Origin of the sequence: Amycolatopsis sp. NBC_01286, assembly GCF_035982555.1 — a bacterium.
In the GTDB taxonomy this organism is placed as follows: Bacteria; Actinomycetota; Actinomycetes; order Mycobacteriales; family Pseudonocardiaceae; genus Amycolatopsis.
The window spans coordinates 1,273,644-1,300,036 of sequence record NZ_CP108428.1 but is presented as its reverse complement, the minus strand read 5'-3'; the positions used below and the strand labels follow the sequence as shown (position 1 = coordinate 1,300,036).

26 protein-coding genes are annotated in these 26,393 nt (G+C 72.8%); 10 read left to right on the top strand and 16 right to left on the bottom strand.

Going from position 1 to position 26,393, the window contains the following annotated elements:
- The first annotated feature begins 16 nt into the window (after window positions 1-16).
- Window positions 17-832, top strand: a complete 816-nt coding sequence (locus OG570_RS06070) for a DUF1206 domain-containing protein (protein WP_326955893.1) — start codon at window positions 17-19, stop codon at window positions 830-832.
- On the opposite strand, the gene OG570_RS06065 is transcribed toward OG570_RS06070, so the two are convergent.
- Window positions 829-2,685, bottom strand: coding sequence for a translation factor GTPase family protein (locus OG570_RS06065; protein WP_326955892.1), 1,857 nt, complete (start codon window positions 2,683-2,685; stop codon window positions 829-831). The genes OG570_RS06070 and OG570_RS06065 overlap by 4 nt on opposite strands.
- Before the next feature lie 257 nt (window positions 2,686-2,942).
- Here OG570_RS06065 and OG570_RS06060 point away from each other — a divergent pair, with 257 nt between their 5' ends.
- On the top strand, window positions 2,943-3,383 hold the full coding sequence (locus OG570_RS06060) for a DoxX family protein (protein WP_326946256.1): 441 nt from the start codon (window positions 2,943-2,945) through the stop codon (window positions 3,381-3,383).
- A gap of 63 nt (window positions 3,384-3,446) precedes the next feature.
- On the opposite strand, the gene OG570_RS06055 is transcribed toward OG570_RS06060, so the two are convergent.
- Window positions 3,447-4,157: a TIGR03089 family protein gene (locus tag OG570_RS06055; RefSeq protein WP_326946257.1), complete on the bottom strand. Its 711-nt coding sequence runs from the start codon at window positions 4,155-4,157 to the stop codon at window positions 3,447-3,449.
- A gap of 107 nt (window positions 4,158-4,264) precedes the next feature.
- On the opposite strand from OG570_RS06055, the gene OG570_RS06050 reads away from it, so the two are divergent.
- A complete protein-coding gene (locus tag OG570_RS06050) occupies window positions 4,265-5,101 on the top strand; it encodes an NAD(P)H-binding protein (protein ID WP_326955891.1) in 837 nt (278 codons plus the stop codon).
- On the opposite strand, the gene OG570_RS06045 is transcribed toward OG570_RS06050, so the two are convergent.
- Window positions 5,094-6,374: an LCP family protein gene (locus OG570_RS06045; protein ID WP_326955890.1), complete on the bottom strand. Its 1,281-nt coding sequence runs from the start codon at window positions 6,372-6,374 to the stop codon at window positions 5,094-5,096. The genes OG570_RS06050 and OG570_RS06045 overlap by 8 nt on opposite strands.
- Window positions 6,375-6,412: 38 nt before the next feature.
- Window positions 6,413-7,945, bottom strand: a complete 1,533-nt coding sequence (locus OG570_RS06040) for an LCP family protein (RefSeq protein ID WP_326946260.1) — start codon at window positions 7,943-7,945, stop codon at window positions 6,413-6,415.
- Window positions 7,946-8,081: 136 nt separating this feature from the next.
- Here OG570_RS06040 and rfbB point away from each other — a divergent pair, with 136 nt between their 5' ends.
- Complete coding sequence (gene rfbB / locus OG570_RS06035; protein ID WP_326946261.1) at window positions 8,082-9,071, top strand: dTDP-glucose 4,6-dehydratase; 990 nt, start codon at window positions 8,082-8,084, stop codon at window positions 9,069-9,071.
- 5 nt (window positions 9,072-9,076) lie between these two features.
- Window positions 9,077-9,970: a dTDP-4-dehydrorhamnose reductase gene (gene rfbD / locus OG570_RS06030; RefSeq protein ID WP_326955889.1), complete on the top strand. Its 894-nt coding sequence runs from the start codon at window positions 9,077-9,079 to the stop codon at window positions 9,968-9,970.
- Between the two features lie 6 nt (window positions 9,971-9,976).
- Here the strand turns inward: rfbD and OG570_RS06025 are convergent, their stop codons facing one another.
- From OG570_RS06025 to OG570_RS06015, 3 genes are read right to left on the bottom strand one after another with little or no spacing between them, the layout of a single operon-like run.
- Entirely contained in the window at window positions 9,977-11,062 is a 1,086-nt protein-coding gene (locus OG570_RS06025) for a glycosyltransferase family 4 protein (protein WP_326955888.1), read from the bottom strand.
- Window positions 11,055-13,565, bottom strand: coding sequence for a glycosyltransferase (locus tag OG570_RS06020; RefSeq protein ID WP_326955887.1), 2,511 nt, complete (start codon window positions 13,563-13,565; stop codon window positions 11,055-11,057). The genes OG570_RS06025 and OG570_RS06020 overlap by 8 nt, the downstream gene beginning before the upstream one ends.
- Before the next feature lie 30 nt (window positions 13,566-13,595).
- Entirely contained in the window at window positions 13,596-14,528 is a 933-nt protein-coding gene (locus OG570_RS06015; RefSeq protein ID WP_326955886.1) for a glycosyltransferase family 2 protein, read from the bottom strand.
- Window positions 14,529-14,537: 9 nt separating this feature from the next.
- On the opposite strand from OG570_RS06015, the gene OG570_RS06010 reads away from it, so the two are divergent.
- Together OG570_RS06010 and OG570_RS06005 are read left to right on the top strand one after the other, a co-directional pair.
- Window positions 14,538-15,614 carry a glycosyltransferase family 4 protein gene (locus OG570_RS06010; protein ID WP_326955885.1) on the top strand — a complete coding sequence of 359 codons (1,077 nt, stop codon included), beginning with the start codon at window positions 14,538-14,540 and terminating at the stop codon, window positions 15,612-15,614.
- A gap of 53 nt (window positions 15,615-15,667) precedes the next feature.
- Complete coding sequence (locus OG570_RS06005; RefSeq protein ID WP_326946267.1) at window positions 15,668-16,816, top strand: glycosyltransferase family 4 protein; 1,149 nt, start codon at window positions 15,668-15,670, stop codon at window positions 16,814-16,816.
- 103 nt (window positions 16,817-16,919) lie between these two features.
- On the opposite strand, the gene OG570_RS06000 is transcribed toward OG570_RS06005, so the two are convergent.
- Entirely contained in the window at window positions 16,920-17,453 is a 534-nt protein-coding gene (locus OG570_RS06000) for a hypothetical protein (RefSeq protein WP_326955884.1), read from the bottom strand.
- Between the two features lie 492 nt (window positions 17,454-17,945).
- Between OG570_RS06000 and OG570_RS05995 the strand changes: the two genes are divergently transcribed.
- Complete coding sequence (locus OG570_RS05995; RefSeq protein ID WP_326955883.1) at window positions 17,946-18,806, top strand: glycosyltransferase family 2 protein; 861 nt, start codon at window positions 17,946-17,948, stop codon at window positions 18,804-18,806.
- Here OG570_RS05995 and OG570_RS05990 read toward each other — a convergent pair.
- Window positions 18,803-19,294, bottom strand: a complete 492-nt coding sequence (locus tag OG570_RS05990) for a hypothetical protein (protein ID WP_326946270.1) — start codon at window positions 19,292-19,294, stop codon at window positions 18,803-18,805. The genes OG570_RS05995 and OG570_RS05990 overlap by 4 nt on opposite strands.
- Window positions 19,295-19,435: 141 nt before the next feature.
- Here OG570_RS05990 and OG570_RS05985 point away from each other — a divergent pair, with 141 nt between their 5' ends.
- Together OG570_RS05985 and OG570_RS05980 are read left to right on the top strand one after the other, a co-directional pair.
- Entirely contained in the window at window positions 19,436-20,524 is a 1,089-nt protein-coding gene (locus OG570_RS05985; protein ID WP_326946271.1) for an NDP-sugar synthase, read from the top strand.
- A 3-nt stretch (window positions 20,525-20,527) separates the two neighbouring features.
- Window positions 20,528-21,424, top strand: a complete 897-nt coding sequence (locus OG570_RS05980) for a DNA-3-methyladenine glycosylase family protein (protein WP_326955882.1) — start codon at window positions 20,528-20,530, stop codon at window positions 21,422-21,424.
- 132 nt (window positions 21,425-21,556) lie between these two features.
- On the opposite strand, the gene OG570_RS05975 is transcribed toward OG570_RS05980, so the two are convergent.
- From OG570_RS05975 to OG570_RS05945, 7 genes are read right to left on the bottom strand one after another with little or no spacing between them, the layout of a single operon-like run.
- Complete coding sequence (locus OG570_RS05975; protein WP_326955881.1) at window positions 21,557-21,841, bottom strand: hypothetical protein; 285 nt, start codon at window positions 21,839-21,841, stop codon at window positions 21,557-21,559.
- A gap of 3 nt (window positions 21,842-21,844) precedes the next feature.
- The gene (locus tag OG570_RS05970; protein WP_247060967.1) at window positions 21,845-22,216 is read right to left on the bottom strand and encodes a GntR family transcriptional regulator; all 372 of its coding nucleotides are present in this window, start codon (window positions 22,214-22,216) and stop codon (window positions 21,845-21,847) included.
- On the bottom strand, window positions 22,213-22,713 hold the full coding sequence (locus OG570_RS05965) for a hypothetical protein (RefSeq protein WP_326955880.1): 501 nt from the start codon (window positions 22,711-22,713) through the stop codon (window positions 22,213-22,215). Before OG570_RS05965 ends, OG570_RS05970 begins: the two co-directional genes overlap by 4 nt.
- 26 nt (window positions 22,714-22,739) lie before the next feature.
- Window positions 22,740-23,285, bottom strand: a complete 546-nt coding sequence (locus OG570_RS05960; RefSeq protein WP_326946275.1) for an NUDIX hydrolase — start codon at window positions 23,283-23,285, stop codon at window positions 22,740-22,742.
- Window positions 23,282-24,628: a coenzyme F420-0:L-glutamate ligase gene (locus tag OG570_RS05955; protein ID WP_326955879.1), complete on the bottom strand. Its 1,347-nt coding sequence runs from the start codon at window positions 24,626-24,628 to the stop codon at window positions 23,282-23,284. The genes OG570_RS05960 and OG570_RS05955 overlap by 4 nt, the downstream gene beginning before the upstream one ends.
- Window positions 24,621-25,610, bottom strand: a complete 990-nt coding sequence (cofD, locus tag OG570_RS05950; protein WP_326955878.1) for a 2-phospho-L-lactate transferase — start codon at window positions 25,608-25,610, stop codon at window positions 24,621-24,623. Before cofD ends, OG570_RS05955 begins: the two co-directional genes overlap by 8 nt.
- Window positions 25,607-26,386 carry a GNAT family N-acetyltransferase gene (locus OG570_RS05945; protein WP_326955877.1) on the bottom strand — a complete coding sequence of 260 codons (780 nt, stop codon included), beginning with the start codon at window positions 26,384-26,386 and terminating at the stop codon, window positions 25,607-25,609. The genes cofD and OG570_RS05945 overlap by 4 nt, the downstream gene beginning before the upstream one ends.
- Window positions 26,387-26,393: the final 7 nt, after the last annotated feature.

Genomic DNA, 26,393 nt, shown 5'->3' with positions numbered 1-26,393 from the left:
TGGGTACCCAGCAGGCATGAACCGGACAGCGGCCACGGCCCAACGAGGCGAAAAGACCGATACCGCGCAGTTGCTCGGCCGGATCGGGATGGCCTGTTACGGCCTGGTCCACCTCGTCCTCGCCTACCTCGCCCTGCAGGTCGCGTTCGGCAGCGGCGAACAGGCCGACCAGAAAGGTGCCCTGCAGGAGATCGGCTCGAAGGCGTTCGGGCAGGTCCTGCTCTGGGTGCTCGCCCTCGGCCTGGTGCTCTTCGGCCTCTGGCAGTTCATGATGGCCGCCGTCGGGTACACGTGGGTCAGCGGCGGCAAGCGGACGCGCAAGCGGATCGGCGCCGGCGCGCGTGGTGTCGTCGTGATCGCGCTGGGCTTCTCCGCCTTCAAGATCGCCATCGGCAGCGGCAGCGGGGGTTCGAGCAACCAGACCCAGCAGGAGTTCACGGCCAAGCTGCTGCAGCTCCCGTTCGGGCCGGCGCTGGTGGTCATCGCCGCCGCGGCCGTGCTCGGTGTCGCGATCGCGTCCGGGGTCAAGGGCGTCAAGAAGAAGTTCCTGGAAGACCTCGACATGAACGACCTGCCGGGCAAGACCAAGCGCTGGGTCACCTGGCTCGGCCAGGCCGGCTACCTCGCCAAGGGCGTCGTGCTGGCGATCGTCGCGGTCCTCCTCGCCTACGCGGGGTTCAACGCCGACCCGAACAAGGCCGGCGGGCTGGACGCCGCCCTGAAGACGCTCGCCGCCCAGCCCTTCGGCACCGTGCTGCTCAGTGTGGTGGCCCTCGGCTTCGCCGCGTTCGGCGCCTACTGCTTCGGCGCGGCCTGGGCCCACAAGCGCTAACGCCGCGCCAGCTGGGCGAGGTACTCCTTGCGGTCCAAGGGGTTCTCGCCCGTGCGCGGGCGTGCCGGCGGCTTCCCGGGGTACGGCCGGTAGTCGTCGAACTCGCTCAGGAAGACGCCCTCGCCCTGCGTGAGCGCGGGCAGGGCTTGGGCGAACTCGTCGACGTGACCGGCCGGGATGGTGCCGTGCAGCGTGCACGACGCCGCGCCCATGGCGGGTTCGCCGGGCACCGCCCGCAGCTCCGCCAGCTTGAGCAGCGCCGCGCTGACGGCGTTCGGCGGGATCTCCAGCTCGAAGCGGTGCACCGGCTCGTACACCCGCGTCCCGGCCTCGCGCAGCGCCGCCATCAGCACCAACGGCGTCATCTTGCGGAAGTCGCCCGCGGCGCTGAGCGGGCTGAAGAACGCCGTGTGCGTCAACGTCACCGCGCAGTCGAGCACTTCCCAGCCGTGCAGCCCCTGGTCGAGCGTGCTGTGGACGGTCTCCTCGATCGCCTTGTGGAACGCCAGCGGCAGCGAGCCCAGCTCCACCGACAGGCCGAACGTGACGCCCGGCCCCGGCTCGACGCGCAGCCCGACCGTCGCGAAGAAGTACAGCCGCTGCGCGGGATCCATCTCCTCGACCGACGCACCGATACCCACCGGCTTCTCGACGTACAGGGTGCTCGTCGGCTCGAACTCGACGTCGATCCCGGCACCCTCGGCCAGCATCGAGCGCAGCACCTCCTTCTGCACTTCGCCGTAGAGCCGCACGGAGAGGTCGTGACCGCGACGGCGGACGTCGATCAACGGGTCCTCTTCGGACAGTCGCGTCAGGGCCGTGAACAGCGCCGCGGTCTGCTCGGGCCGGACCGGCCGCACCACGCTCTCCAGGCTCGGCGGCGCGAACACGCCTTCGCGCGCGCCGCCGGGGGAGCCGAGCCGGTCGCCGATCCGGACGTCACGCAGGCCGCGCAGCCGGGCGACGTCGCCGGCGAGCGCCACCTCGTCCCCGGCGACCTCGACCGCCGAGACGCGTCCGGTGAGCGCGGTTTCGCCGCGGTAGAAAGAGATCCGCTGGCGCGGCGCCAGCGCGCCGGAGTACAGCCGGGCGTAGGCGATCTTCTCGCCGGCGCGGCCGCGGTCGATCTTGAACACCGTCGCGGAGAGCGGCCCGTCGCCGGTGCGTTCGGTGGCCGGGAGCAGCTCGGCCATCGCCGTGACGAGGTCCGCGACGCCCGCGCCGGTGATCGCCGAGCCGGACAGCACCGGGTGCAGCGTGCCGCGGGCGACCTGCCGGGCCAGCTCGGCGCGGCAGGCCGCGGCGTCGACCTGGTCGTCCACATAGGACTCCAGGAAGGCGTCGTCGCCGTCGGCCAGCAGCTCGGCCAGCTCGTCGGACGACGTAGCGGCGTTCAGCGCGATCGCCCGCGGCGCCAGCTTCGCGCGGACGTCGTCGAGCAGGTCACGCGCGCCCGGCCGGTCGATCTTGTTCACGAAGATCAGCGTCGGGATGCCGAGGCGGCGCAGCGTCCGCATCAGCACGCGGGTCTGGGCCTGGACGCCTTCGACGGCGGACACCACGAGGACGGCGCCGTCGAGCACCCGCAGCGCGCGTTCGACCTCGGCGATGAAGTCGGAGTGGCCTGGGGTGTCGATCAGCGTGATCCGGGTGCCGCCGGTCACGAAGGAGGCCACCGCGGAGCGGATGGTGATGCCGCGACGGCGTTCGAGGTCCAGGGAGTCGGTCTGGGTGTCGCCGCCGTCGACGCTGCCGAGCCGGGCGATGGCGCCGGCCTCGAAGAGCAGGCGCTCGGTCAGGCTGGTCTTACCGGCGTCGACGTGCGCGAGAATGCCGATGTTCAGGGTTTTCACGGGTGCGGGAGGTCCTCTGGGATGCGGTGGACAGGCCGGGTCGGACGGTCTGTCGGCGCATCGGGGTCTCCTCGCGGTCGTGGACGCAGGTCAGGCCGAAGATAGCCCGCGGCGGGCCCGCGCGAAACCGGTTTTCAGGGCCTCCGTCGTCCCTGTCGGTTCCCTGTCGATCACCCTCCGGAGCTTCGATCACCGGTGCCGGGTGCCCTACTTTGGGTCGGGTCAGTTGAAATTTCACCGATCGGGAGTGGGCACGGATGTTCGGACGATTCAAGGACGTGGCCCTGTTGCTGGGGAGGATCGGCGTCGCGGTCGTCTTCCTCGCGCACGGGATCCAGAAGTGGAACAACGGCGTCGACGGCACGGCGAAGTTCTTCGCCATGACGGGCATCCCGCTGCCCACGGTCGCCGCGATCTTCGCCATGACCGTCGAGATCCTCGGCTCGATCGCGTTCATCGCCGGGTTCCTGATGCCGCTGGTCGGCGTCGGCTACGTCGTGATCTCGGTCGGCGCGCTGCTCTCGGTGCACATCGACAACGGCCTGACCGGCCAGGGCGGCTACGAGCTGGTCCTGGTGCTCGCGCTCGCCGGCCTCGCCCTCGGCTTCAACGGCGGCCGCTTGACGCTGGACCACCTGCTGTGGGGCCGCAAACGCGCCCGCCGCGACACCGAGGTCGGCGAACTCCAGAACGCGTAACCCCGTAGTCCGTGAATGCCACATTGAGGGACCTAGTGTCCCTCAATGTGGCATTCACGGCTTTCAGGCGGGGAGGTCGGCCGTGGTGCGCTCGGCCTCGCGGCGGGCGGACAGCTTGGCCGGGTCCGCGTTGCTGACGTGCACCAGGTGCGCGCCGGCGGCGAGGGGGACGAGCAGGCCGTCGAGGATGCCCTCCGGCCCGCTCCAGTCGCGTGTGGACAGCACGCGGTCGTCCGCGCTCAGGCCGAGCTTCGCCGCGCGGGCGCGGGCTTCCGCGAGGATCTCGTCCACTGTGGACTCGAACAGCGCCGCCGTGTCGCCGGGGACCGGGAACAGCGGGCGGTACTGGTCGCCCGCCATTCGCGCCTCGGTGAGGTAGTCGAACGCGCCGCCGCCCGGCGGCTCGTCGAGGCCGCGGCCCATCGGGTCGAGCGTCACGACGGCGGTCGCGGCCGCGCCGGTCGGTTCCGGGTCGTCCGGCCCGACGAACGCCACCCGCGCGCCGGTGCCTTCGCGCACCACGCGGGCACCGCTCCACCACGCGCCGAGCAGCACGCCGACGGTCTGCCAGTGCGCCGGCAGCTGCACGGCGACGGCGTCGCCCGGCTCGACGTCGAACTCCTCGGTCAGCCAGTTGGCCGTCTTCGCGGCCCAGTTCACGGTCGTCGCCACGGACAGCTCGACGCGGCTGCCGAGCTGGTCGTCGTAGTGGGTGATCAACGGCTTGGCGGGCGAGGCCTGCAGCGGCCGCAGCAGCTCGTCGGTGAGGCTCATGCGCCAAGGCTAAAGCGCGGACCACCCGCCTCGCCGGTTGACACCGGATCACGCCGCTGAGTAGCTTTGCTTTGCAAGCAAAGCTATTTGACGGACTGGGGACAGCCATGACCATCCTTGTCACCGGCGCGCGCGGGAACGTCGGCCACGCCGTCGTCGACGCGCTCGTTTCCGCAGGTCGAGACGTCCGCGCGGCGAGCCGCGACGCGACCACGCTTGACGTCCCGGACGGCGTCGCGACGGTGAGCGCCGACCTCGAACGCCCGGAAACCCTCGACGCCGCGCTCGACGGCGTCGGCTCGGTGTTCCTCTACACGCAACGCCAGGGGATCGACGGCTTCGTGAAGGCGGCCGAGGCGGCCGGCGTGCGGCACGTCGTGCTGCTGTCGTCGGGCGCGACGCTCGAGCCGCGGTCCGCGCAGAGCCGGATCGCCCAGCTGCACCGCGCGGTCGAGGAGGCGCTGATCGCGGCGTCGTTCGGGGAGACGCTGCTCAACCCCGGCGCGTTCGCCACCAACGCACTGGGCTGGCGCGCGGGCATCGCCGACGGCGTCGTCCGCACCGCCTACCCCGACTCGCGCAGCGGCGCGATCCACGAGCGGGACATCGCCGACGTCGCGGCCAGGATCCTCGTCGACGGGTCGCACGTCGGCGCCGCCCTGCCGCTGAGCGGGCCGGAGCCGATCAGCTTCCGGGAACAGGCGGCGGTCCTCGCGGACGTCCTCGGCCGGCCGCTGCGGGTCGAGGAGCTGACCCCGGAGCAGGCCGCCGCGCAGATGACGGCGCTGGGCTGGCCGCCCGAGGTGCCGCCGGAGGTCCTCCGGGCCATGGAACGGACGACGCGGGAGCCCTCGGTGGTCACCGACGTCGTCCGCGACGTCACCGGGAACGCGCCGCGCACGTTCCGCCAGTGGGCCGAAGACCACCGCGCCGACTTCAGTTGACGCAGGTGACACCGGGGGAGGCTCGGTGCAGCGGCGCCGCGGCGGGGGCGGCGCCGCTGCCCGAGCCGCCGCCCGCGGGCTGAGCCGCGCTGCGCCCGGCCAGGCCGGCCACGAACTGCCGGACCGCCTGCGGGTCGATCTCGACGATGCTCTGGCCGTCTTCGCTGCGGCCGTTCGCGGTGATCACCGGGATCGTCGCGAACGCCAGGTCGCCCGACGCGATGCCCTTGGCCTGCTGCGCGAACTGCAGCAGGTCCAGGCCCGGGTCGAGGGTGAGCGACCGGTGGACGACGTCGGTCAGGTTGCTCAGCGTCCCCGGGCTCGTCAGCGTCCCGGCCGAGAGCACCTGGTGCAGCGCCGAGGACAGGAACGCCTGCTGCCGCACGATCCGGTCGAGGTCGCCGCGCGGCAGGTTCTTGCGCTGGCGGACGAAGGAAAGCGCTTCGCCGCCCGACACGGTCTGCTCGCCGCGGCGGAAGTCCGCCCCGGAGTCCTTGTCCTCGGTCGCGTGGTTCAGGCACACCTTGACGCCGCCGAGCGCCTCCGTGAGCAGGTAGAAGCCCAGCAGGTTGACCTCGGCGTAGTGGTCGATCCGCACCTGCGTGAGGTCCTGCACGGCCTGCACCAGGACCCGGCGGCCTTCGGTGTCGGAGTCGCGCTCGATCTTCGCCTGGTCGCGCTCGCCCTGGCCGCGCAACGTCTGGGCGTAGTGCGCCTTCGCGATGCCGTACGCCGAGTTGATCTTGGCCTTGCCCCGGCCCGGGATCTCGGTCCAGGTGTCACGCGGGATCGAGACGGCCGACGGCTTCCCGCCGTCCTTCGGCACCCGCAGCAGGATCACGGTGTCCGTGTTGACGGCGCCGTTGTTCGCCTCGGTCCGCAGCTCGCGCAGCACCCGCGCCGGCAGCGCGTTGCCCTGCGCGTCCGTCCGCGCGTCGCTGCCGACGAGCAGGATGTCGTCCGCGCCGTCGTCGGCCGGCGGGGGAGCGGGCTCGCCGGCCCGCGGCGTCAGCGCGTCGGTCGTCGGGACGGTGCTCTGCAGCTGGTCCTTCGTGACGTAGGCGTAGCCGCTCGCGCCCAGGGCGATCAGCGAGACGAGGCCGACGGCGATCCGGCGCGTCACCCGGCCGGCGCGGCGCGCGCGGGACGGCGATGGCGCTTCGGCGATCGGCTGACGCGGGAACGGCGAAGGCTTCCACTCGGGCTCGTCGCTCTGCGTCACCGCCTCGGCGGCCGGTTCCGGCTGTTCCTGCTGTTCTTGGTCGTCATCCACCCCTTGTTCCCCTCCCCCGGACACACTGAGTACTCAGTCTAGTTGACGCAGGGGACGTCGCCCGCCGTGATCGGCGGCGCGGCGGGGGGAGCACTCGACGGGGTGGAGGTCTGGACCGGTGGCTTCGACGGCGTCGTCGACGGCGCCCCGCCCGACCCGGCGGCCGAGCTCTTGAAGTCCTTGCCCAGCAGCACGCGCACGTGCCCGGCGGTGACGTCCTTGTCCGGCTCGGCCTGGATCGCCGTGCCCAGGACCTGCTTGACGAGGCCCAGCGCGGTGTCGTCGGCCGGGTTGTACCGGACGACGGTGGTGTTGCGGGTGCTCAGCTTCTGGTCGGCGGGGAGCGTGAAGCCCTTGCTTTGCAGCGTCGAGTGCGTCTGGGTGGCCAGCGTCGGCGAGCCCGAGCCGTCGAACAGCTCCACCGTGACGGCGTTCGCGCCGGGCAGCTGCGCCTGCGCCGGGCCGGCCGGGGTGTCGCCGTCGGACGTCAGGCGCGTCACCTCCGCCTGCACCGCGGCCGGGTCGACGCGCAGCACGTCGGCGCCGCCGATGACCGCGTTGCCCTGGGTCGGGATGGTGTGGAACTCGATGTTGCCGCCGGTCAGCCCGCGCATCTGCTCGGCGAACTCGCTCAGGTCCCAGCCCTGGGACAGCACCACGGACTTCTTCACCGCGGATACCAGGTCGGCGATCTTCGTCGGGCTGGTCAGCACGTCGGTCGAGATGACCTTGCGGGCCAGGCCGGACAGGAACGCCTGCTGGCGCGCGATCCGGTCGAGGTCGGCGTTGGGCAGGTCGTAGCGCTGGCGGACGAAAGCGAGCGCCTGCACGCCTTCGATGCTCTGCCGCCCGCCCGGCAGGTCGACGCCGGACTTCTTCTCCTTGACCGGGCCCTTGAGGCAGACCTCGACGCCGCCGATCGACTGCGTGATCTCGTAGAAGCTCGCCAGGTTGACCTCGGCGTAGCGGTCGATCATGCCGGGCTTGCCGATGAACTTCTCGATCGTCGCGATCAGGTTCTTCCGCCCGGCGACCTTGGCCTGCGCGTCGGCCTGCTTCAGGTCGGTCATGCCCTGGCGCTGCAACGTTTTGTAGGTGTCCGTGTACGCGTAGACGAACGCGCTGTTGAGCTTGTGCTTGCCGTAGCCGCCGGCCAGCTCGACCCAGGAGTCGCGGGGGAACGAGATCGCGACGGCGTGCTTCCCGTTCTGGGGGATGTGCACCAGGATCATCGTGTCGGTGTTGAGCTCGCCGTCCGAGACGCCGGCGTGCAGCATGTCCAGCACTTCGCGCGGCAGCGGGTTGCCCTGCGCGTCGGTGCGGCTGTCCTGCCCGACGAGGAGGATGTCGACCGCGCCGTCGAGCGGCTTGGCGTGGGCCTCGGTGTCGGCGAAGACGTTCGTGGTGGTCAGGCCGGTGTTCGGGTCGCCGATGAAGTGCCAGCCGTACCAGGTCAGCGCCAGGATCGCGACGGACAGCAACGAGACGACCACCTTGCCGCCGCGGCGGGCGAAGATGGCGACACCGTGGCGACGGCGCACCGGGACGGGCGGCGCAGGCCAATCGGTCACGCGCTTCCTCCCTGCGAACCCCGTGCTTCCCCCAGGGCACCCGTGTGCCTCCACCCGGACTCTACTGAGGGTGTTGTGGGGCCTCCGTAGGCTGGGGTCCGGTTGCCCCCGACGGGGGCCGAGGAGAGGCGGGAAGATGCGGGTCCTGGTCACCGGTGGTGCGGGCTTCATCGGGTCGCACTACGTCCGGCAGGCGCTGAGCGGCGCGTATCCGGCACTGCGTGACGCCGAGGTGGTCGTGCTGGACAAACTCACCTACGCCGGCAACGAGGTCAACCTGGCCCCCGTCGCCGCCGACCCGCGGCTGCGGTTCGTCCGCGGCGACATCTGTGACACCGCGCTGGTCGCGGAGGTCATGAGTGGTGTGGACCTCGTGGTGCACTTCGCCGCGGAGTCGCATGTGGACCGCTCGATCCTCGGCGGCGCGGACTTCGTGCTGACGAACGTGCTGGGCACGCACAACCTGCTGCAGGCGGCCGTCGAAGCCGGCGTCGGCAAGTTCGTCCACGTGTCCACCGACGAGGTGTACGGCTCGATCGAGACCGGGTCGTGGACCGAGGACCAGCTGCTGGAGCCGAACTCGCCGTACTCGGCGTCGAAGGCGTCCTCCGACCTGGTGGCGCGGTCGTACTTCCGCACCCACGGGCTGCCGGTCTGCATCACCCGGTGTTCCAACAACTACGGTCCGTACCAGTTCCCCGAGAAGCTCATCCCGCTGTTCGTGACGAGCCTGCTCGACGGCCGGAAGGTGCCGCTCTACGGCGACGGGCTCAACGTCCGTGACTGGCTGCACGTGGACGACCACTGCCACGGCATCCAGCTGGTCGCCGAGGCGGGCCGGCCGGGCGAGATCTACAACATCGGCGGCGGCCTCGAGCTGACGAACCGCGAGCTGACCGAGCGGCTGCTGGACGCGCTCGGCGCGGGCTGGGACAGCGTCGAGCCGGTCGAGGACCGCAAGGGCCACGACCGCCGGTACTCGGTGGACGTCACGAAGATCGGCGAGGAGCTGGGGTACGCTCCGCGCGTGTCCTTCGAGGACGGTCTGGCCGCGACAGTGGCCTGGTACACGGACAATCGCGCGTGGTGGGAGCCCCTGGCGGAGCGGGCCGCGCTCAAGAAGTAGAGGATGTGCTCGTGCGGCTGACGGTGCTCGTGCCCGGCGGTTCCGGACAGCTCGGCCGGGATCTCGCCGCTGCATCGGGCGACGAGGTGGACGTCGTCGCGCCGGGGTCGGCGGAGCTGGACCTGACGCAGACCGGCCAGGTGCTGGCCGCGGTCGGCGCGCTCGCCGACCGCGCGCGCGAAGCGGGTTCGGCCGCCGTCGTGATCAACGCGGCGGCCTACACCGCGGTCGACGCGGCGGAGACGGACGAGGAGCGCGCGTTCGCGGTCAACGCCGACGGCCCGCGCGTGCTCGCCGCGGCGTGCGCGTCCCGGCGGGTGCCGCTGATCCACGTGTCCACGGACTACGTCTTCCCGGGCGACGCTTCGGCGCCGTACGAACCTTCGGACGAGCTGGGCCCGCGCAGCGCCTACGGCCGCACGAAGGCGGCGGGCGAGGACGCGGTGCTGGGTTCGGGCGCGTCGTCCTGGGTGGTGCGCACCGGCTGGCTGTACGGCAAGTCGGGCACGAACTTCGTGAAGACCATGGCCCGCTTGGAGGCCTCGAACCCGGAACTGTCCGTTGTGGACGATCAGGTCGGCGGTCCCACGTGGACGGCCGACCTCGCGGCGGGCCTGCTGGAGCTGGCGTCCCGGGCGGCCACGGGCGACGGCCCGGAACAGCGGGTGCTGCACTGCACGAACGCGGGTTCGGTGAGCTGGTGCGGCTTCGCGCGCGCCGTCTTCACGCAGCTGGGCGCGGATCCTGCGCGGGTGAAGCCGTGCACGACGGAGGAGTTCCCGCGTCCCGCGCCGCGGCCGGCGTACTCGGTGCTGTCACCGGCGTCGTGGAAGGAAGCGTGGCTGACGCCGCTGCGGCCGTGGGAGGACGCACTGGCCGCGTACTTCGCGGCCGAGTGAGCTGACTCAGTGGCGGCCTGAGGCGAGGCGGTACGCGCCCACCGTCAGTTCCGCGCACGTGTGCCACGTGAAGCTCGCCGCCTGGGCGCGCCGTGCCGCGGACGTCGCCACCGCGTGCGGGTCGATCACCGCGGTGCGCAGGGCTTCGGCCAGGCCGTCGACGTCGCCGTACGGGACCAGGCTGGCGCAGTCGCCCGCGACCTCGCGCAGGGCCGGGATGTCCGTGCACACCACCGGGACGTCCGAGGCCATCGCCTCCAGCACCGGCAGCCCGAAACCCTCGTCGCGCGAGGGCAGCACCAGCGCCGACGCGCCCGCGACCACCGTGCGCAGGTCCACATCGGACAGATAGCCGGTCTGGCGCGAGCGTGACGTGCGGGGGAACGGGCCCGGGCCGGCGAACACCAGGTCCGGCAGGTCCGGGGCCGCTTCGTGCGCGCGGACCAGCCAATCGAGGCCCTTGCGCGGCCCGGCCGCCCCGGCGAACAGCAGGTACCGGGCCGGGAGGCCCAGGCGCGCGCGGCGCTCGTCGTCCGGCGGGCGCGCGGTGAACCACGCCGCGTTCACGCCCAGCGGCGTCACGACGATCTTGGCGCGGTCGACGTCCAGCCGCTCCGCCACCGCGTCGGCCACCGCGGCCGTCGGGGTGCAGATCACGTCCGCGCGGCGGGCGCCGCGGCGGACCAGTTCCGGGAGGTCGCGGTCGCTCGGGGCGAGCTCCGCGGGGTTGTCCATGAAGGCCAGGTCGTGGATCGTGACGACGCCCGCGGCGCGGAACCGGCCCGGCAGCACGAAGTTCGTGCCGTGCACGACATCGGTCGAGCCGGCGAACAGCTCCACCGGCGGGAAGTCCGAACGCAGCCACGTCATCCGCAGCAGCCGCGCCGCCACCGGCATCCCGCGGGCCCGCACGCCGTGCGGCAGCACGTGCCGCAGCCGCCGCCAGCCGCGCAGCGTGAACGCCACCGCGCGTGTGTCCACCTCGGGGTTCGACGCCAGTTCCTCGCTCAGCGCCGCGGTGTAGCGGCCGATGCCGGTGCGGGCGCCGAGCAGCGGCGTGCCGTCGAGGAGGACGCGAAGCGGTTTAGCCACGACGCATCCGTTGCCTGGCAACCTTGATGACCCGGCCGCCGACGCGCCGCGCCAGCTCGGACGGGCCGCCGTCGGCGAGGTACTCGCGGATCAGGTCGGTGTCGCGGCGCAGCATCGCCCGGCCGCGCACCGCCGGCGTCGTCACCAGGTCGGCCGACCCGGGCAGGCGGTCGGCCGCCGGGCGCGGGTCGCGGCAGAACTCGACCAGCGGCTTCAGCGCCTCCGGCCAGGCGTAGCGCTGCGCCACCGCGGCGATCCGCTCGACGCAACCGGCGGCGAACTCCTCGTCGTACAACGACTTTTCCAGCGCGTCGGCCAGCGCCCCGGCGTCCTCGGCCGGGACGACGACGCCGAGCTTCTCGGCCCGCACCAGGTCGGCGAACGAGTCGCCGTCGGTGGTGACGATCGGCAGCCCGGCCCACAGGTAGTCGAGCACCCGGGTGCGGAACGCGAACGTCGTCTCGACGTGCTCGTAGTGCGTGGTGACGCCGCAGTTCGCGTCCAGCAGCCAGTTCTGGCGCTCCTGGTAGGGCACCCACTGCTCGTTGAAGTAGACGTGCTTGTCGGTCAGCCCCAGCGAATCCGCCAGCCGGATCGTCCGCGCGCCGATGTCCATCTCGGCGACCTCGGGGTTCGGGTGCTTCATCCCGAGGAACACCAGCCGGACGTCACCGCGGCGGCGGCGCAGCTCGTCGATCGCGCGCACCAGCGTCAGCGGGTCGAACCAGCTGTAGACCCCGCCGGCCCAGATCACGACGTGGTCGGTGCCGCCGATGCCCAGCGCCGAGCGGAGGCCCGGCCCGGTGCGGGCGGGCGGTTCCGGCGACAGTCCGAAGGGGACGACCGCGAGCAGCGACTGCGTGGTCGGGTCGGCGTCGTAGAGGCGCGGTGAGAGGCGGCCGAGCGCGGCCAGGTGGCCGAGCCAGAAGTGGCGCTGCCGCTCGGACGCGCACAGGAAGAAGTCGCCGCGTTCGAGCTGCGCGTCGAGGACCTTCGTGACGCCGACCAGGTCTGCCGCGCGCTTGTCGTCGGCGACGCCCTTGCCCTGCTCCAGCAGTTCGAGGTGCATCGGGTCGTAGAGGTCGGCGACGACGATCTTGCCCGAGTGCTGTTTCTTCAGCGACGGCGCGAGTTCGAGCACGTGCCCCTGCAGCACGACGACGTCGGCCCAGACGATCGGCGCTTCCAGCTCGTGGCGCTTGCCCGCGCTGACCCGGAACGGCGCGGGCGGCGGCGTGGCCAGCGGGTTCGTCGTGACGAGGTGGACGTCGTGCTCGGCGGACAGCGCCAGCGCGATGTTCCACGCGCGGATCGCCGGGCCGGCCATCCGCTCGGTGAGCGCGTCGCCGGTGATCACCAGGATCTTGCGGCGCTGCCCGAACGCCTTCTCGATGCCGAACGCCTCAACGAGGATGTCGTGCGCGGCGAGGTAGCGCGGCAGCGGGTAGGCGGGCTCCAACGCCTTGCGCAGCAAGGGAAGCAGATCCGCGTCGGTGCGCACGCGGGCGGCCTGCTCGACCGCGCGGGACTCGGCCAGCGACGGCAGCAGCTCGACGAACTGGTCGATCGCGAGGATCCCGGCCAGCGTGGTCCGCGGGATCGCGACGTCGCCGGATTCGATCGGGCCGACGCCCTGCTCGAGGTCGAGCTGCGTCGCGTCGAGGTCGCCGCGGGCGGTGGCCCGGCGGACGGCCAGCGCGAGGGCCGCCGGCAGCGCCTTGACCAGGGTTTCGTGGGAGAGGTTCTTGTACAGCGCGGCCAGGGCGTTGCGCTCCAGCAGGAAGGTCTCTCGGCCGGTCTCCGGCGCGTCGACCGAGGCCATCGTGCCGTGGTGGCGGTGGTAGGTCAGCGACTCCGGCACGTACCGGACGCGCCAGCCGCGCAGGTTGAGCCGCCAGCCGAGGTCGACGTCCTCGTAGAACATGAAGAACCGCTCGTCGAAGCCGCCGACCTCGGCGAACACGCTCGCGCGGACGAACAGCGCCGAGCCGGTGCCGAACAGGACGTCCTTCGCGACCTCGTGCTCGGCGGCCGGGACGTCGGCCAGCGGGCTGCCGGCGTGGCGCTTGTAGCCCATGCCGAACCAGGTCAGGCCGCCGTCGACGAAGTCGGTGCCGGTGCCGTCCCAGTCGAGGACCTTGCTGGCCACGGCGGCGACGCGCGGCTGCGCGCGCAGCTCGGCGACGGCGGCGGCGACCCAGCCGGGCGCCGGGCGCGCGTCGTTGTTGAGGAAGGCGACGACCGTGCCCTTGGCGTGGCGCGCCCCGAGGTTGCAGCCGCCGGCGAACCCGGTGTTGCGCCCGGCCTCGATGACCCGCGCGCCGGGGACGGCCTCGCGGATGCGCGCGGCGTCGGCGCTGCCCGGGGTGTTCTCGACGCAGATCAGCTCGAGGTCGGCGTAGTCGTGGTCGGCGAGCGCGCGCAGGCAGGTGATCGTGTCGTCGGCGCCGTGGTAGTTGACCACGACCACCGAGACGAGCGGTTGCTGTTCCCCCTGCGCCAAAGCCAGCTCCTTCGTCGGAATGGCCCCAGCTTAAAGGCCAGCCCATGCTTCCCAGACCGCGCCTCGGCCCAGTGCCGCGCGACGGCCGATCCGGCGCCGGGCCAGCAGCGTCGCCGGCAACCGCGCGCCGACCTCGGCCAGGACCCGGCAGCGCAGGCCGAACCGGAAGTTCGCCGCGGCCGGGCGGCCCCGCAGCGGCAGCACCGCTGTCAACACGGCGAACCGGGCCACCTGGTTCAGCGCGACGCCGCGGGGGGCGCAGCGCAGCAGCATCAGCAGCCGGTTGCGCTCGTTCCAGCGGTGGAACGGCACCGAGCCGGGCTTGCTGCTGACGCCGTGAGCGTGCCGGACCCGGGCGCCGGGCGCCGCGACGACGTCCCAGCCGGCCAGCCGCAGCCGCCACGCCGTGTCGGTGTCCTCGTAATAACAGAAGAACCCCGCCGGGACGCCGCCCACGGCACGCAGGGCGTCGACGCGCAGCAGCGCCGCGCCGCCGCAGAAGCCGAAGACCTCGCCGGTGGGCTCGGTGAGGTCGGCGCCGTGGCCGTCGGCGGTCAGCCGCACCCCGGCGGACTGCACGGTGCCGCCGGGCAGCACGAGCAACGCCGTCGCGGCGGCGGCCAGCGGCGACTTCCCAAGCGTGTCTTCGAGTGTTTCCAGCCAGCCGGGCTCGGGTTCGGCGTCGTCGTTGAGCCACGCCATCAACGGCGTCTCGAGCTGTTTCACGGCGATGGCGAGCGCGCCCGCGTAGCCGGTGTTGCGGGGGAGCCGCAGCACGTGCGGCTTGCTCGGGTGGGCCGCGAGCAGCGCGGCCGTCCCGTCGTCGGAGGCGTTGTCCACCACGAGCGTCCGATGTGGACGCGTCTGCGCGGCGAGCGCGTCGAGGCAGGCGGTGACGTGCCCGGCGCCCCGCCAGGTCACGACTACCACCGTGGTGGCGGGATTCGGCGTCACGTCCCGCACAATAGCCGCGTGCCCGAACTGGTCGTGCTCGCCGAGCAGCTCCTCGCGCCCGTGCCCGGTGGCACCGGGCGCTACACGGCCGAGCTGCTCCCCGCGCTCGCGCGGACCGCGCCGCCGGGCTGGACGGTGTCCAGCGTCGTCGCGCGGCACGCCGACGTCGGCGCGGCCGAGCTCGACGGCGTCGAGGGCCCGCGGGTACTGGGGCTCCCGCCGCGGGCGCTGATCGGCGTCTGGCAGCTGGGGATCCCCTGGTGGCCGGGCGGCGACGCGGTGCACGCGCCGACGCCGTTCGCGCCGCCGCGCACCCCGGCCGGGCGGACGCTGAGCGTGACCGTGCACGACACCGTGCCGTGGACCCACCCCGAGACGCTCACCGCGCGTGGCGTCAGCTGGCACCGGTCGATGATCGCGCGGGCCGCGCGCCGCGCGTCCGGGCTGGTCGTGCCGACGCGGGCGGTCGCCGACGAGCTGGCGGTGCTGGTCGACGTCGACGTCCCGGTGCACGTCGTCCCGCACGGCGTGCGCGTCCCGGTGGGGGAAGCGCCGCTGGACCTGCCCGCGCGGTACGTGCTGGCCGTCGGCACGATCGAGCCGCGCAAGGGCATCGACGTGCTGATCGACGCCGTCGCCGCGCTGGACGACACGGTGCTCGTGCTCGCCGGGCAGCCGGGCTGGGGCGGCGTCGACCCGGTCGCGCTGGCCGTGGAGCGGGGGTTGCCGCCGGAGCGGCTGCGGGTGCTGGGGAAGGTGCCGGACGCCGAGCTGGCGACCGCGCTGCGCGGGGCGAGCGTGCTGGCCGTGCCGAGCCTCGCCGAGGGCTTCGGGCTGGGCCTGCTGGAGGCGATGGCGGCCGGCGTCCCGGTGGTGCACACCGACGTCCCGGCGCTGGTCGAGGTGGCGGGCGGCGCGGGCGTCACGGTCCCGCGCGGCGACGCGGCGGCCCTGGCGAAAGCCCTGCGCGAGGTGCTCGGTTCACCCGAGCGGGCCGCCGAGCTGACCCGATCGGGGCGCGACCGCGCGAAGTCGTTCACGTGGCGTCGCGCCGCGGAAGCCGTCTGGGCCATCCACCGCCGCGGGCGCGCCTAGCGGGTTTGCCAGTTCCCCACCATGACGCTGCGTCGCCGCCGTACCCTACGGGGGTGAGCGATGATCCCCGGGTCCTGATCGACGCGACCGCGGTGCCCGCGGACCGCGGCGGGGTGGGCCGGTACGTGGATTCGCTCGTCGCCGCGCTGGACGCGGACGGTGCTCGCATCGCCGTCGTCTGCCAGCCGCGGGACCTGCAGCTCTACGATCGGCTGGCGCCGAGGTCACGCATCGTGCCCGCGTCGCCGTCGACGACCACCCGCACCGCGCGGCTGACCTGGGAGCAGGCGACCCTGCCCCGGCTGGTGCGCCGCCTCGGCGCGGACGTCGTCCACTCGCCCCACTACACGATGCCGCTGGCGACGTCGGCCGCTTCGGTCGTCACGCTGCACGACGCGACGTTCTTCACCGACGCCGTCCTGCACTCGTCGGTGAAGGCCCGTTTCTTCCGCGCGTGGACGGCGACGGCGCTGCGCCGCGCGACGCTGTGCGTGGTCCCGTCGGCGGCGACGGCCGCGGAGCTGGCCCGCGTCAGCCCGGTGCGGCACGCGTCGGTGGAGGTCATCCACCACGGCGTCGACACGGAGCGTTTCCACCCGCCGTCCCCGGCGGAGGTTCTCGCCGCGCGCACGGCCGTCGGCCTGGGCCGGACGCCGTACGTGGCGTTCCTCGGGGCGCTGGAGCCGCGCAAGAACGTCCCGGCGTTGATCCGCGGCTTCGCCCGCGCGGTAGCCGGGCGGGCAGACGCCCCGGCGCTGGTCCTGGCGGGCCAGCCGGGCTGGGACACGCAGGTGGAGCGCGCACTGGACGCCGTCCCGCACCGCCTGCGCGTGATCCGCGCGGGCTACCTGCCGTTCGGCACGCTGGCGGGCTTCCTGGGCGGGTCGTCGCTGGTGGCGTACCCGTCGCTGGGCGAGGGCTTCGGCCTGCCGGTCCTGGAGGCGATGGCGTGCGGCGCCTGCGTCTTGACGACGCGCAGGCTGTCGCTCCCGGAGGTAGGCGGCGACGCGGTCGCGTACTGCGGAGTGGGAGCGGGCGACGTCGCGGCGGCGATCTCGGAACTCCTGGCGGACCCGGGCCGTCGTTCGGAACTGGCGACGGCGGCCCAGCAGCGAGCCAAGGAGTTCTCGTGGGCGACCACCGCGGAACGACACCGGGAGGCGTACGCCAAGGCCTGGTCCCGCCACCTCCGCACCCGCTGACCGCCTTCGGCGGTGGTAGCCTGATGATGCGAGGTCCCCGTGGGACCGAGTATGAGAGCCCGCAACGCGTCCGGACGGTCGTCTTGCGGGCTTTTCGCTGTTCTCAGACGGTGAGGACTTCGGCGACCAGCGGGTTCGCCCGCCGCCGCCAGCCACCGCCCGCCCCGAAGCACCACGCCACGGCGTCGGAGATCCACAGCAGGGGCTCGGCTGTGGAGTCGACGTGCTCGTAGGTGAGTTCCGTCTTCGACGGCCGGACTCCCAACGCCAGCTGCAAGGTCCGGCGGTCGTGACCGTCGCGGTGGTCGCGGGAGTCGAGGACCAGCCGGTGTGCCCGCAACACGAGCAGATCCTCCGCCAAGTGCTCGATGCAACGCTGGCGGGCGGCTTCTTCGGTCTTGGGAGTGCATTCGGCGAGGTAGAGCCGAGCGGAGACCGGCAGCGCCGCGATCCGGTCGATGAGCATCCGGCGGCGAGGTTCCTTCTCCTTCTTGAAATGCAGCTCACGAGCGCCGCGCAGCAAGAGCGGGGCCAACGCGCGCCGGGTCGACGTCAGGTGGGCGGGCTCCACAACGGTCGCGCACAACAGGTAGTTGCCGCCGCGCGCGGACTCGTCGACGAAGGCGTGCACCGTCATCGGGTCATCATGGCGCGGTCGATCATGCGTTCCGCAGTCGGGTGGCTACTTCGAGTGACTTTCGGGAGAGTTCGCTCGCCGAGCGGAACCAGCCAAGGCCTGGTCCCGCCACCTCCGCATCCGCTGACCGCGCGTACCCAGACAGTCGGCTCGCGTACTCAGACCGCCGGTTCACGTACCTGGACGGTCGGCTCGTGAACCGACCCTCCAGGTACGCGAGCCGACCGCTCGAGTGCGCGAGCCGACCGTCTGGGTACGCAATCCGCTCCCACCTGCTGAGCCGTGTGATCGAGGGGTCGACTCGCGTGATTCCGGAGCCGACACGCGTGATCAGAGCGACGACACGGCGTGCGCCCCTGACCTCTGGCGTGTCGACCCGTCAAGCACGCGTGTCGACCTCCTGATCACGTGAGCCGGCCCGCTGGCTTCTCTCACCTTGCTCCTGGCCCGGGGCACCCGCTTCACGCTCGGTGACGCGTGGACAATGGCCGGGTGACTGAGGACTCCCGCTATGGCGATGACGTCGGCGTCGTGACCGTGACCTACTTCTCCGAGGACACCATCGAGCGGTTCCTCGACACCCTCGAGAAGGCCACCGAGCGCGAGGTCAAGGTGGTCGTCGCGGACAACGCTTCCGTCGAGGGGGCCCTCGAGGAGGTCACGCGGCCGCGGGCCAACGTGCAGCTGCTCGACATCGGGGAGAACGTCGGTTACGGGACCGCCGCCAACCGCGGGGTCGCCGAGCTCGACGACCGGTACGGCTGGGTCGTCGTCGTCAACCCCGACCTCGAATGGGAGCCCGGCTCGCTCGACGCACTGCTCGACGTCGCCACGCGGTGGCCGCGCGGGGGTGCGTTCGGGCCGCTGATCCACGACCTCGACGGCACCGTCTACCCGTCGGCGCGGCTGCTGCCCTCGTTCGGCCGGGGCATCGGCCACGCCGCGTTCGCCAAGGTCTGGCCGGCCAACCCGTGGACCAGGCAGTACCGGCAGGAGACCGGCACGCCGGTCGAGCGCGTCGCGGGCTGGCTGTCCGGCTCGTGCCAGCTGCTGCGCCGGGAGGCGTTCGACTCCGTCAGCGGCTTCGACACGCGCTACTTCATGTACTTCGAGGACGTCGACCTCGGCGACCGGCTGGCCAAGGCGGGCTGGCAGAACGTCTACGCGCCGTCGGCGAGCGTGATGCACGAAGGCGGGCACTCGACGTCGCAGGCGTCGGAGAAGATGCTGAAGGCACACCACGACAGCGCCTACCGCTACCTCGCCGACCGCCACCGGGGTCTCGCCTGGAAGCCGGTCCTGGCCGCCGTGAAGCTCGGCCTCAAGCTCCGGCTGAAGCTCGAGACCCGCTAGATCCCGTCGAGCCGGCGGGACAGGTCGGACCTGCCGTTGTTCTGCGTCACCGTCGGCACCAGGCCGGTGTCCTCCGGATCGGGCTCCTTCAGCGGGCTCGTGATCGGCTCGGCCTGGGGCCGGCGCGCGAGCGGCGTCGTGACCGGGGTCTTCAACGGCGTCGTCGGCGACGGCGTGCTCAGCGGCGTGGTCACCTGCTGGCGCCGCCCGCCCGCGCCGCTGGCGACGCCCGTGGCGCCGGAGGCCTCCAGCCGCCGGGTCGGCGACTTGCCGGCCAGCGGGTGGTCGTTCTCCTCGATCAGCGACGCCGGCAGCTGCGTGGTCGTGTCCGGGTCCTGGCTTCTGTCGAGGCCGTCGATGGCGGCACGCGGTATCTGCTGCGTGTTCGAGGCGTCCATGGGCGAAATGGCGCTGTCCGGTGTCACCACGAACACACCACGCGCCTGGGCTCGTGCGAGCAGGGCGTCCGCCCGATCGCGGGGGTCCATCCCCTCGGCCTCCCGACTGACCCGGGGCCCTCTGGGGAAAGGCCCGCTAGTTTCCTGTCTAGGGTAGGCCCTCCGGGCGACCTCCGTCAGGGTTTCCCGCGGCTTGTCGCTCAGCGGTGCGTGATACAGGAGGAGATTTCCGTGACGTCCGAGGTCCGAACCGGCGCTGTCGACGCCGTCGTGCTGGTCGGGGGCAAAGGCACCCGGCTGCGGCCGCTCACCCTGTCGGCGCCGAAGCCGATGCTCCCGACAGCCGGGACGCCCTACCTGAGCCACCTGTTCTCCCGCATCCGCGAGGCCGGGATCAGGCACGTCGTGCTGGGGACGAGCTACCGGGCGGAGGTGTTCGAGGAGTACTTCGGCGACGGCGAGGCCATCGGGCTGGAGCTGGAGTACGTCGTCGAGGAGGAGCCGCTCGACACGGCGGGCGCCATCCGCAACGTCTACGACAAGCTGCGCGCCGACCACGTGATCGTCTTCAACGGCGACATCATCTCCGGCTCGGACCTCGGCGAGCAGCTGCGCGTGCACCACGACACCGGCGCCGACGTCACGCTGCACCTGCAGCGCGTCCCGGACCCGAGCCGGTTCGGCTCGGTGCCCACCGACGAAACCGGGCGTGTGCAGGCCTTCCTCGAGAAGACGCCGGACCCGCCGACCGACCAGATCAACGCCGGCTGCTACGTCTTCCGCCGCCCGGTGATCGAGTCGATCCCGACCGGGCGCCGCGTCTCGGTGGAGCGCGAGACGTTCCCCGGCCTGCTGGAGCAGGGCGCGCACATCCACGGGTTCGTCGACGCGTCCTACTGGCTGGACGTCGGCACGCCCGAAGCGTTCGTCCGCGGCTCGGCCGACCTGGTGCGGGGCATCGCGCCGACGTCGGCGCTGCCCGGCCGGACCGGTGAGTTCCTGGTCCTCGACGGCGCTTCCGTGGCCGAGGACGCCGAGCTGTCCGGTGGTTCGACCATCGGCGTCGCGGCCGTCGTCGGCTCCGGCGCGCGGATCGACGGCTCGGTCCTGTTCGACGGCGCGGCCGTCTCCGAAGGCGCGATCGTCGAGAACTCGGTGCTCGGGCACGGCGCGCGGGTCGGCGCCGGCGCGGTGCTGCGAGGCGTGGTGGTGGGCGACGGCGCGTCCGTCGGTGCCGGCTGCGAGCTGCTCGACGGCGCCCGGATCTGGCCCGACGTCGTGCTCCCCGACGGATCCGTCCGCTTCTCGAGTGACGCGTAGCCGATGTTCTGGCGTCCCGCGTTCGAGGTCGACCTGGGCCGGGTCCTGGGTCCGCTGACGCGTGGGCGCGGGTCGCTCAACATCTTCACCGACGAGCGCGGCGTCACCTGGCTGGCGTCGAACACGCCGGACGGCCCCGGCACGCTCGCCCTGCGCAAGCTGGGTGACGGCCGGATCGAGGCCGCCGCGTGGGGCGACGGCGCGGACCGGCTGCTCAGCGGCGTCCCGGCGCTGCTCGGCGCGGACGACGACGACAGCGGGTTCGTCGCGCACCACGACGTCGTCGCGCGGGCCCGGCGGGAGAACCCCGGTCTGCGGCTCGGCGCGACCGGGTTCGTGTGGGACTGGCTGGTGCTCGCCGTGCTGGAGCAGAAGGTGACCGGCAAGGAAGCGATCCGGTCGTGGGCGGAGCTGTGCCGCCGGTTCGGCGAGCGGGCGCCCGGCCCGGCTCCGGACCGCCTGCGCGTGCCGCCGACGCCGGTGGCGCTGCGGTCGCTGCACGACTGGCACTGGCACCGCGCGGGCGTCGACATCAAGCGGCGGACGGCGCTGCTCAACGCCGCCCGCGTCGCGCACCACCTGGAACGGGCGGTGGAGCTGCGCGGCCGCGAAGGCCGGCTGCTGCTGCGGCACGTGCCGGGCATCGGCGTCTGGACGGCCGCGGAGATCGCGCAGCGCGCGTGGGGCGACCCGGACGCCGTGAGCTTCGGGGACTACAACATCCCGTCGATGGTGGGCCACGCGCTGCTGGGCGCGAAGCTCGACGACGAGGGGATGGCGGAGCTGCTGGCGCCGTACGCGCCGCAACGGCAGCGCGCGGTCCGCTACCTGGAAGCGGCCGGCCACCGCCGCCCGCGCTTCGGCCCGCGCATCGAACTACGCGAATACCGCGCCATGTGAGCACCCCCGGAATGTCCTGAAGGGCACCCTCAGGGACGTAAAGCCATGAGGGTGCCCTTCAGGACATCCGGAAAGCCGTGAAGGCCTCCTTCCCGGCTCTTATGGCCGGTAAGGAGGCCTTCACGGCTTGTCCTACTGCTGCGGGGGGTAGCCGCCCTGCTGGGGCGGGTACGGCGGCGGCTGCTGGCCGGGGTAGCCCTGCTGCGGCGGGTAGTCCGGCTGCTGGGGCGGGTAACCCGGTTGCTGTGGGGGATAACCCGGCTGCTGGCCCGGGTAGCCCTGCTGGGGCGGGTAGCCCGGGAACTGCTGCGGCGGGTACGGCGGCTGCTTCGGCTTCGAGACGTTGATCACGACGATCACGACCGCCGCGATGCCCCCGAGCACCACCAGCAGGATCAACAGCATCAGCACGGTCACGGGTCAGCCGCTCCCTTCGTCGAGCGCGGCGCGGACGATCGACAGCGCCTCGGTTGCGTCCAGGCCGAGCCTACGGGTGACCGCCGCGTACTCGGCCGCGGCCTGCTGGGCCCGGCGGCGCGTCTGGTCGCCGGACGCGCCGACGAAACTGCCCGCGCGGCCGCGGGTTTCGATCAGCCCGGCCTCTTCCAGCTCCCGGTAGGCCCGCGCGACGGTGTTCGGCGCGATGCCGAGGTCGACCGCCAGCTGCCGCACCGTGGGCAGCTTCGTGCCGACGGCCAGCGAGCGGTCGTTGATCCGCGCCGCGAGCCCGGCACGCACCTGCTCGAACGGCGGCACCGGGGACGCGCTGTCGAAGGGGACGATCGGGCTCACCAGCTCTGCGGCCCCGTTCCCGGACCGGGCGGCGGTTGCTGCGGCGGGTAGTAGCCCTGCTGAGCCGGCGGCGGCCCCGGCGGCACCGGCGCGAAGCCCGGCTGCTGCTGCGGGAATTCCTGCGACGGCGGCGGCCCTTGTGGTGCGGGCGCGAACCCGCCCGGCTGCGGGAACCCGGCTTGCTGCTGCGGAACGCCTGGCTGCGGGAACCCCTGCGACGGCGGCGGCCCCTGCGGTGCAGGCGCGAACCCGCCCGGCTGCGGGAAGCTCTGCGACGGCGGCGCGAAACCCTGCTGCGGCGGGAAGTTCGCGGCGGGGAACTGCCCGCCGGCGCGCATGGCCTCGGTCCGCCGCATCTTCGACACCCGCACCGCGACGACGATCACGAACACGATGATCGCGAGGATCAGCAGGCCGACGACGATGTAGCCGAACACCCCGCTGCCGCTGCCGCCACCGGAGTGGATGTGCACCCGCTCGGGGAACTGCGTAGCCATGTGGTCCTCCCTCTCCCGGCTCCAGGCTAGTGCCCGGCACCGACAGAAACGGCCGCTTTCACCAGATCGGCGAGATCCTCGGAGCCGGCCGGGAGCGCGTCCACCGGCCACCACCGCAGGTCGTCGGACTCGTCGCTGCGCACCGGCTCCGCACCCGGCGGCGCGTGCACGGCGTACCGGACGTCGAAGTGCCGCGTCGGCACCCCGAGCGAGCAGGTGATCGGGTGGACGTCCAGGTGCACCGGCGCGTCGCCGATCCGCAGGCCGGACACGCCGGACTCCTCGGTCGCCTCCCGCAGCGCCGCGTCGGCCAACGACACGTCGGACGGTTCGCAGTGCCCGCCGAGCTGCAGCCACCGGCCGACGCGCGGGTGCAGCGTGAGCAGCACCCGCGTGCCGGTGTGGTCCAGCAGCACCGCGGACGCCGTCAGGTGCCCGGCCTCGCACGACCGGCGGCACGTGTCGTCCCGCGCCGCGAGGAAGCCGAGGAACGCCTGGCGCAGCGACTCCTGGGACGCGTCCGGAGGCGTCCACGAACCCAGCGTCGCGACGGCTTCGGCGTGCAGGCTCACAGCTCCAGCAGCCCGTCACCCGGCGCGGCCGCTCCCCGCGGGGCCGGCTCGGCCAGCGGGATGCCGATCGCGACCGAGCCCAGCGGCTGCCAGCGCTCGTCCAGGCCGAGGACGTCGCGGACGACGTCGGCGGCGAAGATCGTCGACCCGATCCAGCACGAGCCGAGGCCTTCGGCGGCGAGCGCGACCAGCAGGCCCTGCACCGCGGCCCCGCCGGCGACGGTGAACATCGTCTTCTCGCAGTCGTTGCGACGGGCGTCGGGGTAGGTGTGCGCGCCGTCCGGCACCAGGAACGGGATGACGATTTCCGGGGCCCGGTAAAGGATGTCGCCGCGGCTGAGCCGCTTCTCGACCTGCTCCGGGGTGAACTCGTCGCCGTTGAGGTCCGCCTGCCACGACTCGCGCATCGCGTCGAGCAGTTCCTTGCGCTTCGCGCCGTCGCGCAGCCAGACGAACCGCACCGGGTGCGTGTGGTGCGGCGCGGGCGCGGTCAGCGCGGAGCCCACCGCTCGCCGGATCGACGTCGGCGAGACCGGTTCGTCGCTGAACTGCCGCACCGAACGCCGGACGGGCACGGCTTCCCGGCGGCCCTGTGCGATGGCTTCGTTGGTGCCCAGCCGGAAGAGGTCCTCTTCGAGCGGCCGGATGAGCGTCCGCGCGGTCGAGCCGTCGTCGAAGAGGTCCAGACCGCGGACGACGGCGACCGGCGTCCCGCCCAGCTTGCCCTTGACCAGGTCCGCGGCCGACGCGAGCTCGTCGGCGATCGCCACCTCGGTGACGGCCAGCTCGTTGCCCTGGCCGTCGATCGTGCCCCGGTAGGCGTGCAGCACGCGCAGCCCGGACGCGCCGATGGCGTTGTCGGTCTGCCCGACCCGCCAGGCGCGGCCCATGGTGTCGGTGACGACGACGGCGACCTCGACGCCGAGCCGTTCGCGCAGCCCGTTGCGCAGGGCCAGCGCGGACGCGTCCGGGTCGGCGGGCAGCAGCGCGACCTCGTCACCGGCCACATTGGACGCGTCGATGCCGGACGCCGCCTGCACGATGCCCAGCGGGTTCTCGGTGATCACCGTGCGGGCGATCCGCGCGACGATCCGGACGGCTTCCTGCTCGACGAGCTTGCGGCGGGCGGCGTCGCGGGCCTCGGGCTCGGTGGGCACGCGGACGAGCCTGCCCTCGGCCTTCGAGACGATCTTGCTGGTCACGACCACGACGTCGCCCGAGCGCAGCCAGGGCGCGGCGGTGACGATCGCGCCGGTCAGGTCGTCGCCCGGGCGGAACTCGGGCAGCCCGGTGACGGGCAGGATCTCCAGCTTCGGGGAAGCGTGGTCGGCGGTGTTACTCAACAGGGGCTCCAGCGAGTTCGAGAGCGGCGCGGGCCATCGCCGCGGTCGCGTCCACATCGGACATCAGCAGCGGCACGTCGCGGACGGTCACGCCCGGCACGTCGGCGGTCTCGCCTTCGGCGATCAGCCAGCCGTCGAGCACGCCGTCGTCCTTGCGCGAGCCGTAGTGCCGGCCCACCGCCTCGGCCGACGTCTCGACGCCGATCGCGGTCAGGCACGCGTCGGCCATCCCGCGCAACGCCTTCCCGCCGATGATCGGGGACACCCCGACCACACCGGCGGACGTCTTGCGCAGCGCCTCCCTGATCCCCGGCACGCCCAACGTCGTGCCGACCGATACCACCGGGTTCGACGGCGCGAGCAGCACCGCGTCGGCGCCGGCGATGGCTTCGAGCACGCCCGGCGCGGGCTTGGCCTCGTCGGTGCCGACGGCGACGATCGAGTGCGCCTTCGGCTCGGCGCGGTAGCGCACCCACCACTCCTGGAAGTGGATGGCCTTCTGCTGGCCGTCCTGGTCCGGGTCGTCGATCACGACGTGCGTCTCGACGCGGTCGTCCGACATCGGCAGCAGCCGCACGCCGGGCTGCCAGCGGTCGCACAGGGCCTCGGTCACCGCGGAGAGCGGGTAGCCCGCGCGCAGCATCCGGGACCGGATCAGGTGGGTGGCGATGTCCTTGTCGCCGAGCCCGAACCAGTCCGGGTCGGCGCCGTAGGCCGCCAGCTCCTCCTTGACCACCCAGGTCTCGCCCGAGTGCCCCCAGCCGCGTTCCTTGTCGATCCCGCCGCCCAGGGTGTACATGCAGGTGTCGAGGTCAGGGCAGATCCGCAGGCCGTGCATCCAGACGTCGTCGCCGGTGTTGACCAGCGCCGTCACCTCGTGCGGCGACTCGCTCGCGCCCTCCGGCGCCATGCCCAGTGCTGCCTTGACTCCCAGCAGGAAACGGGCCCCGCCCACTCCGCCGACCATCACCACGATCTTCACGACGTCGAATCTTCCTCTCCCTCGATGCGCGAGCCGGGTGCGGGCACCCAGTAGCGGTATCGGTGGTGCGGGGCGTACCCGAGCCCCGCGTAGAGCGCGAGCGCGCCCTCGTTGCCTTCCGCGACCTGCAACACCGCGCGATCCGCTCCGTGTTCCAGGCCCCAGGCACCCACCGCCCCCATCAGCGCGGACGCGAGCCCGCGGCGCCGGAAGGCCGGGGCGACCTCGAGCCGGCCGACGTGCAGCCAGCCGTCGACCAGGGCGCCGCGGACGACACCCGCCGTGACGCCGTCGAGCGTCGCGACGCCGTAGCCGACCTTCCCGCCGGTCAGGACCTGCCGCGCGGCGGGGGAGTCCTCGCCGGGCCCGAGCGTCAGCTCCCACCAGGCGTCCGAGGGCTCATCCGTCACTTTCACGTGAAAGTGACCACCTGGGGGCGGCACTTTCACGTGAAAGTGCCGCTCTTGCGCCAGCGGCGCGGTGAGGACGACGACCTCGTGGCCACGGCGGTGACCCTTCGCCTCGACCCAGCCCTCGGCGACGATCGCGTGCTCGTTCGGGCTGTCGCGGACGACCTGCGCCATCGGCGGGATCCCCCGATCGTGGGCGAAGTCACACACCGCGTCCAGGGCCTCGCGGACCGGCCGCCCGGCGTCCCCGACGGCCAGGACACTGTTCGCACGGCCGGTGAAGCCGCCGGCCCAGCGGAGCACCCACTCGCCGAGCTGCGCCTCGGCCAGCGGGGGCCAGGCCCGGCTGCAGCGGATCTCAAGCATTTCGGGA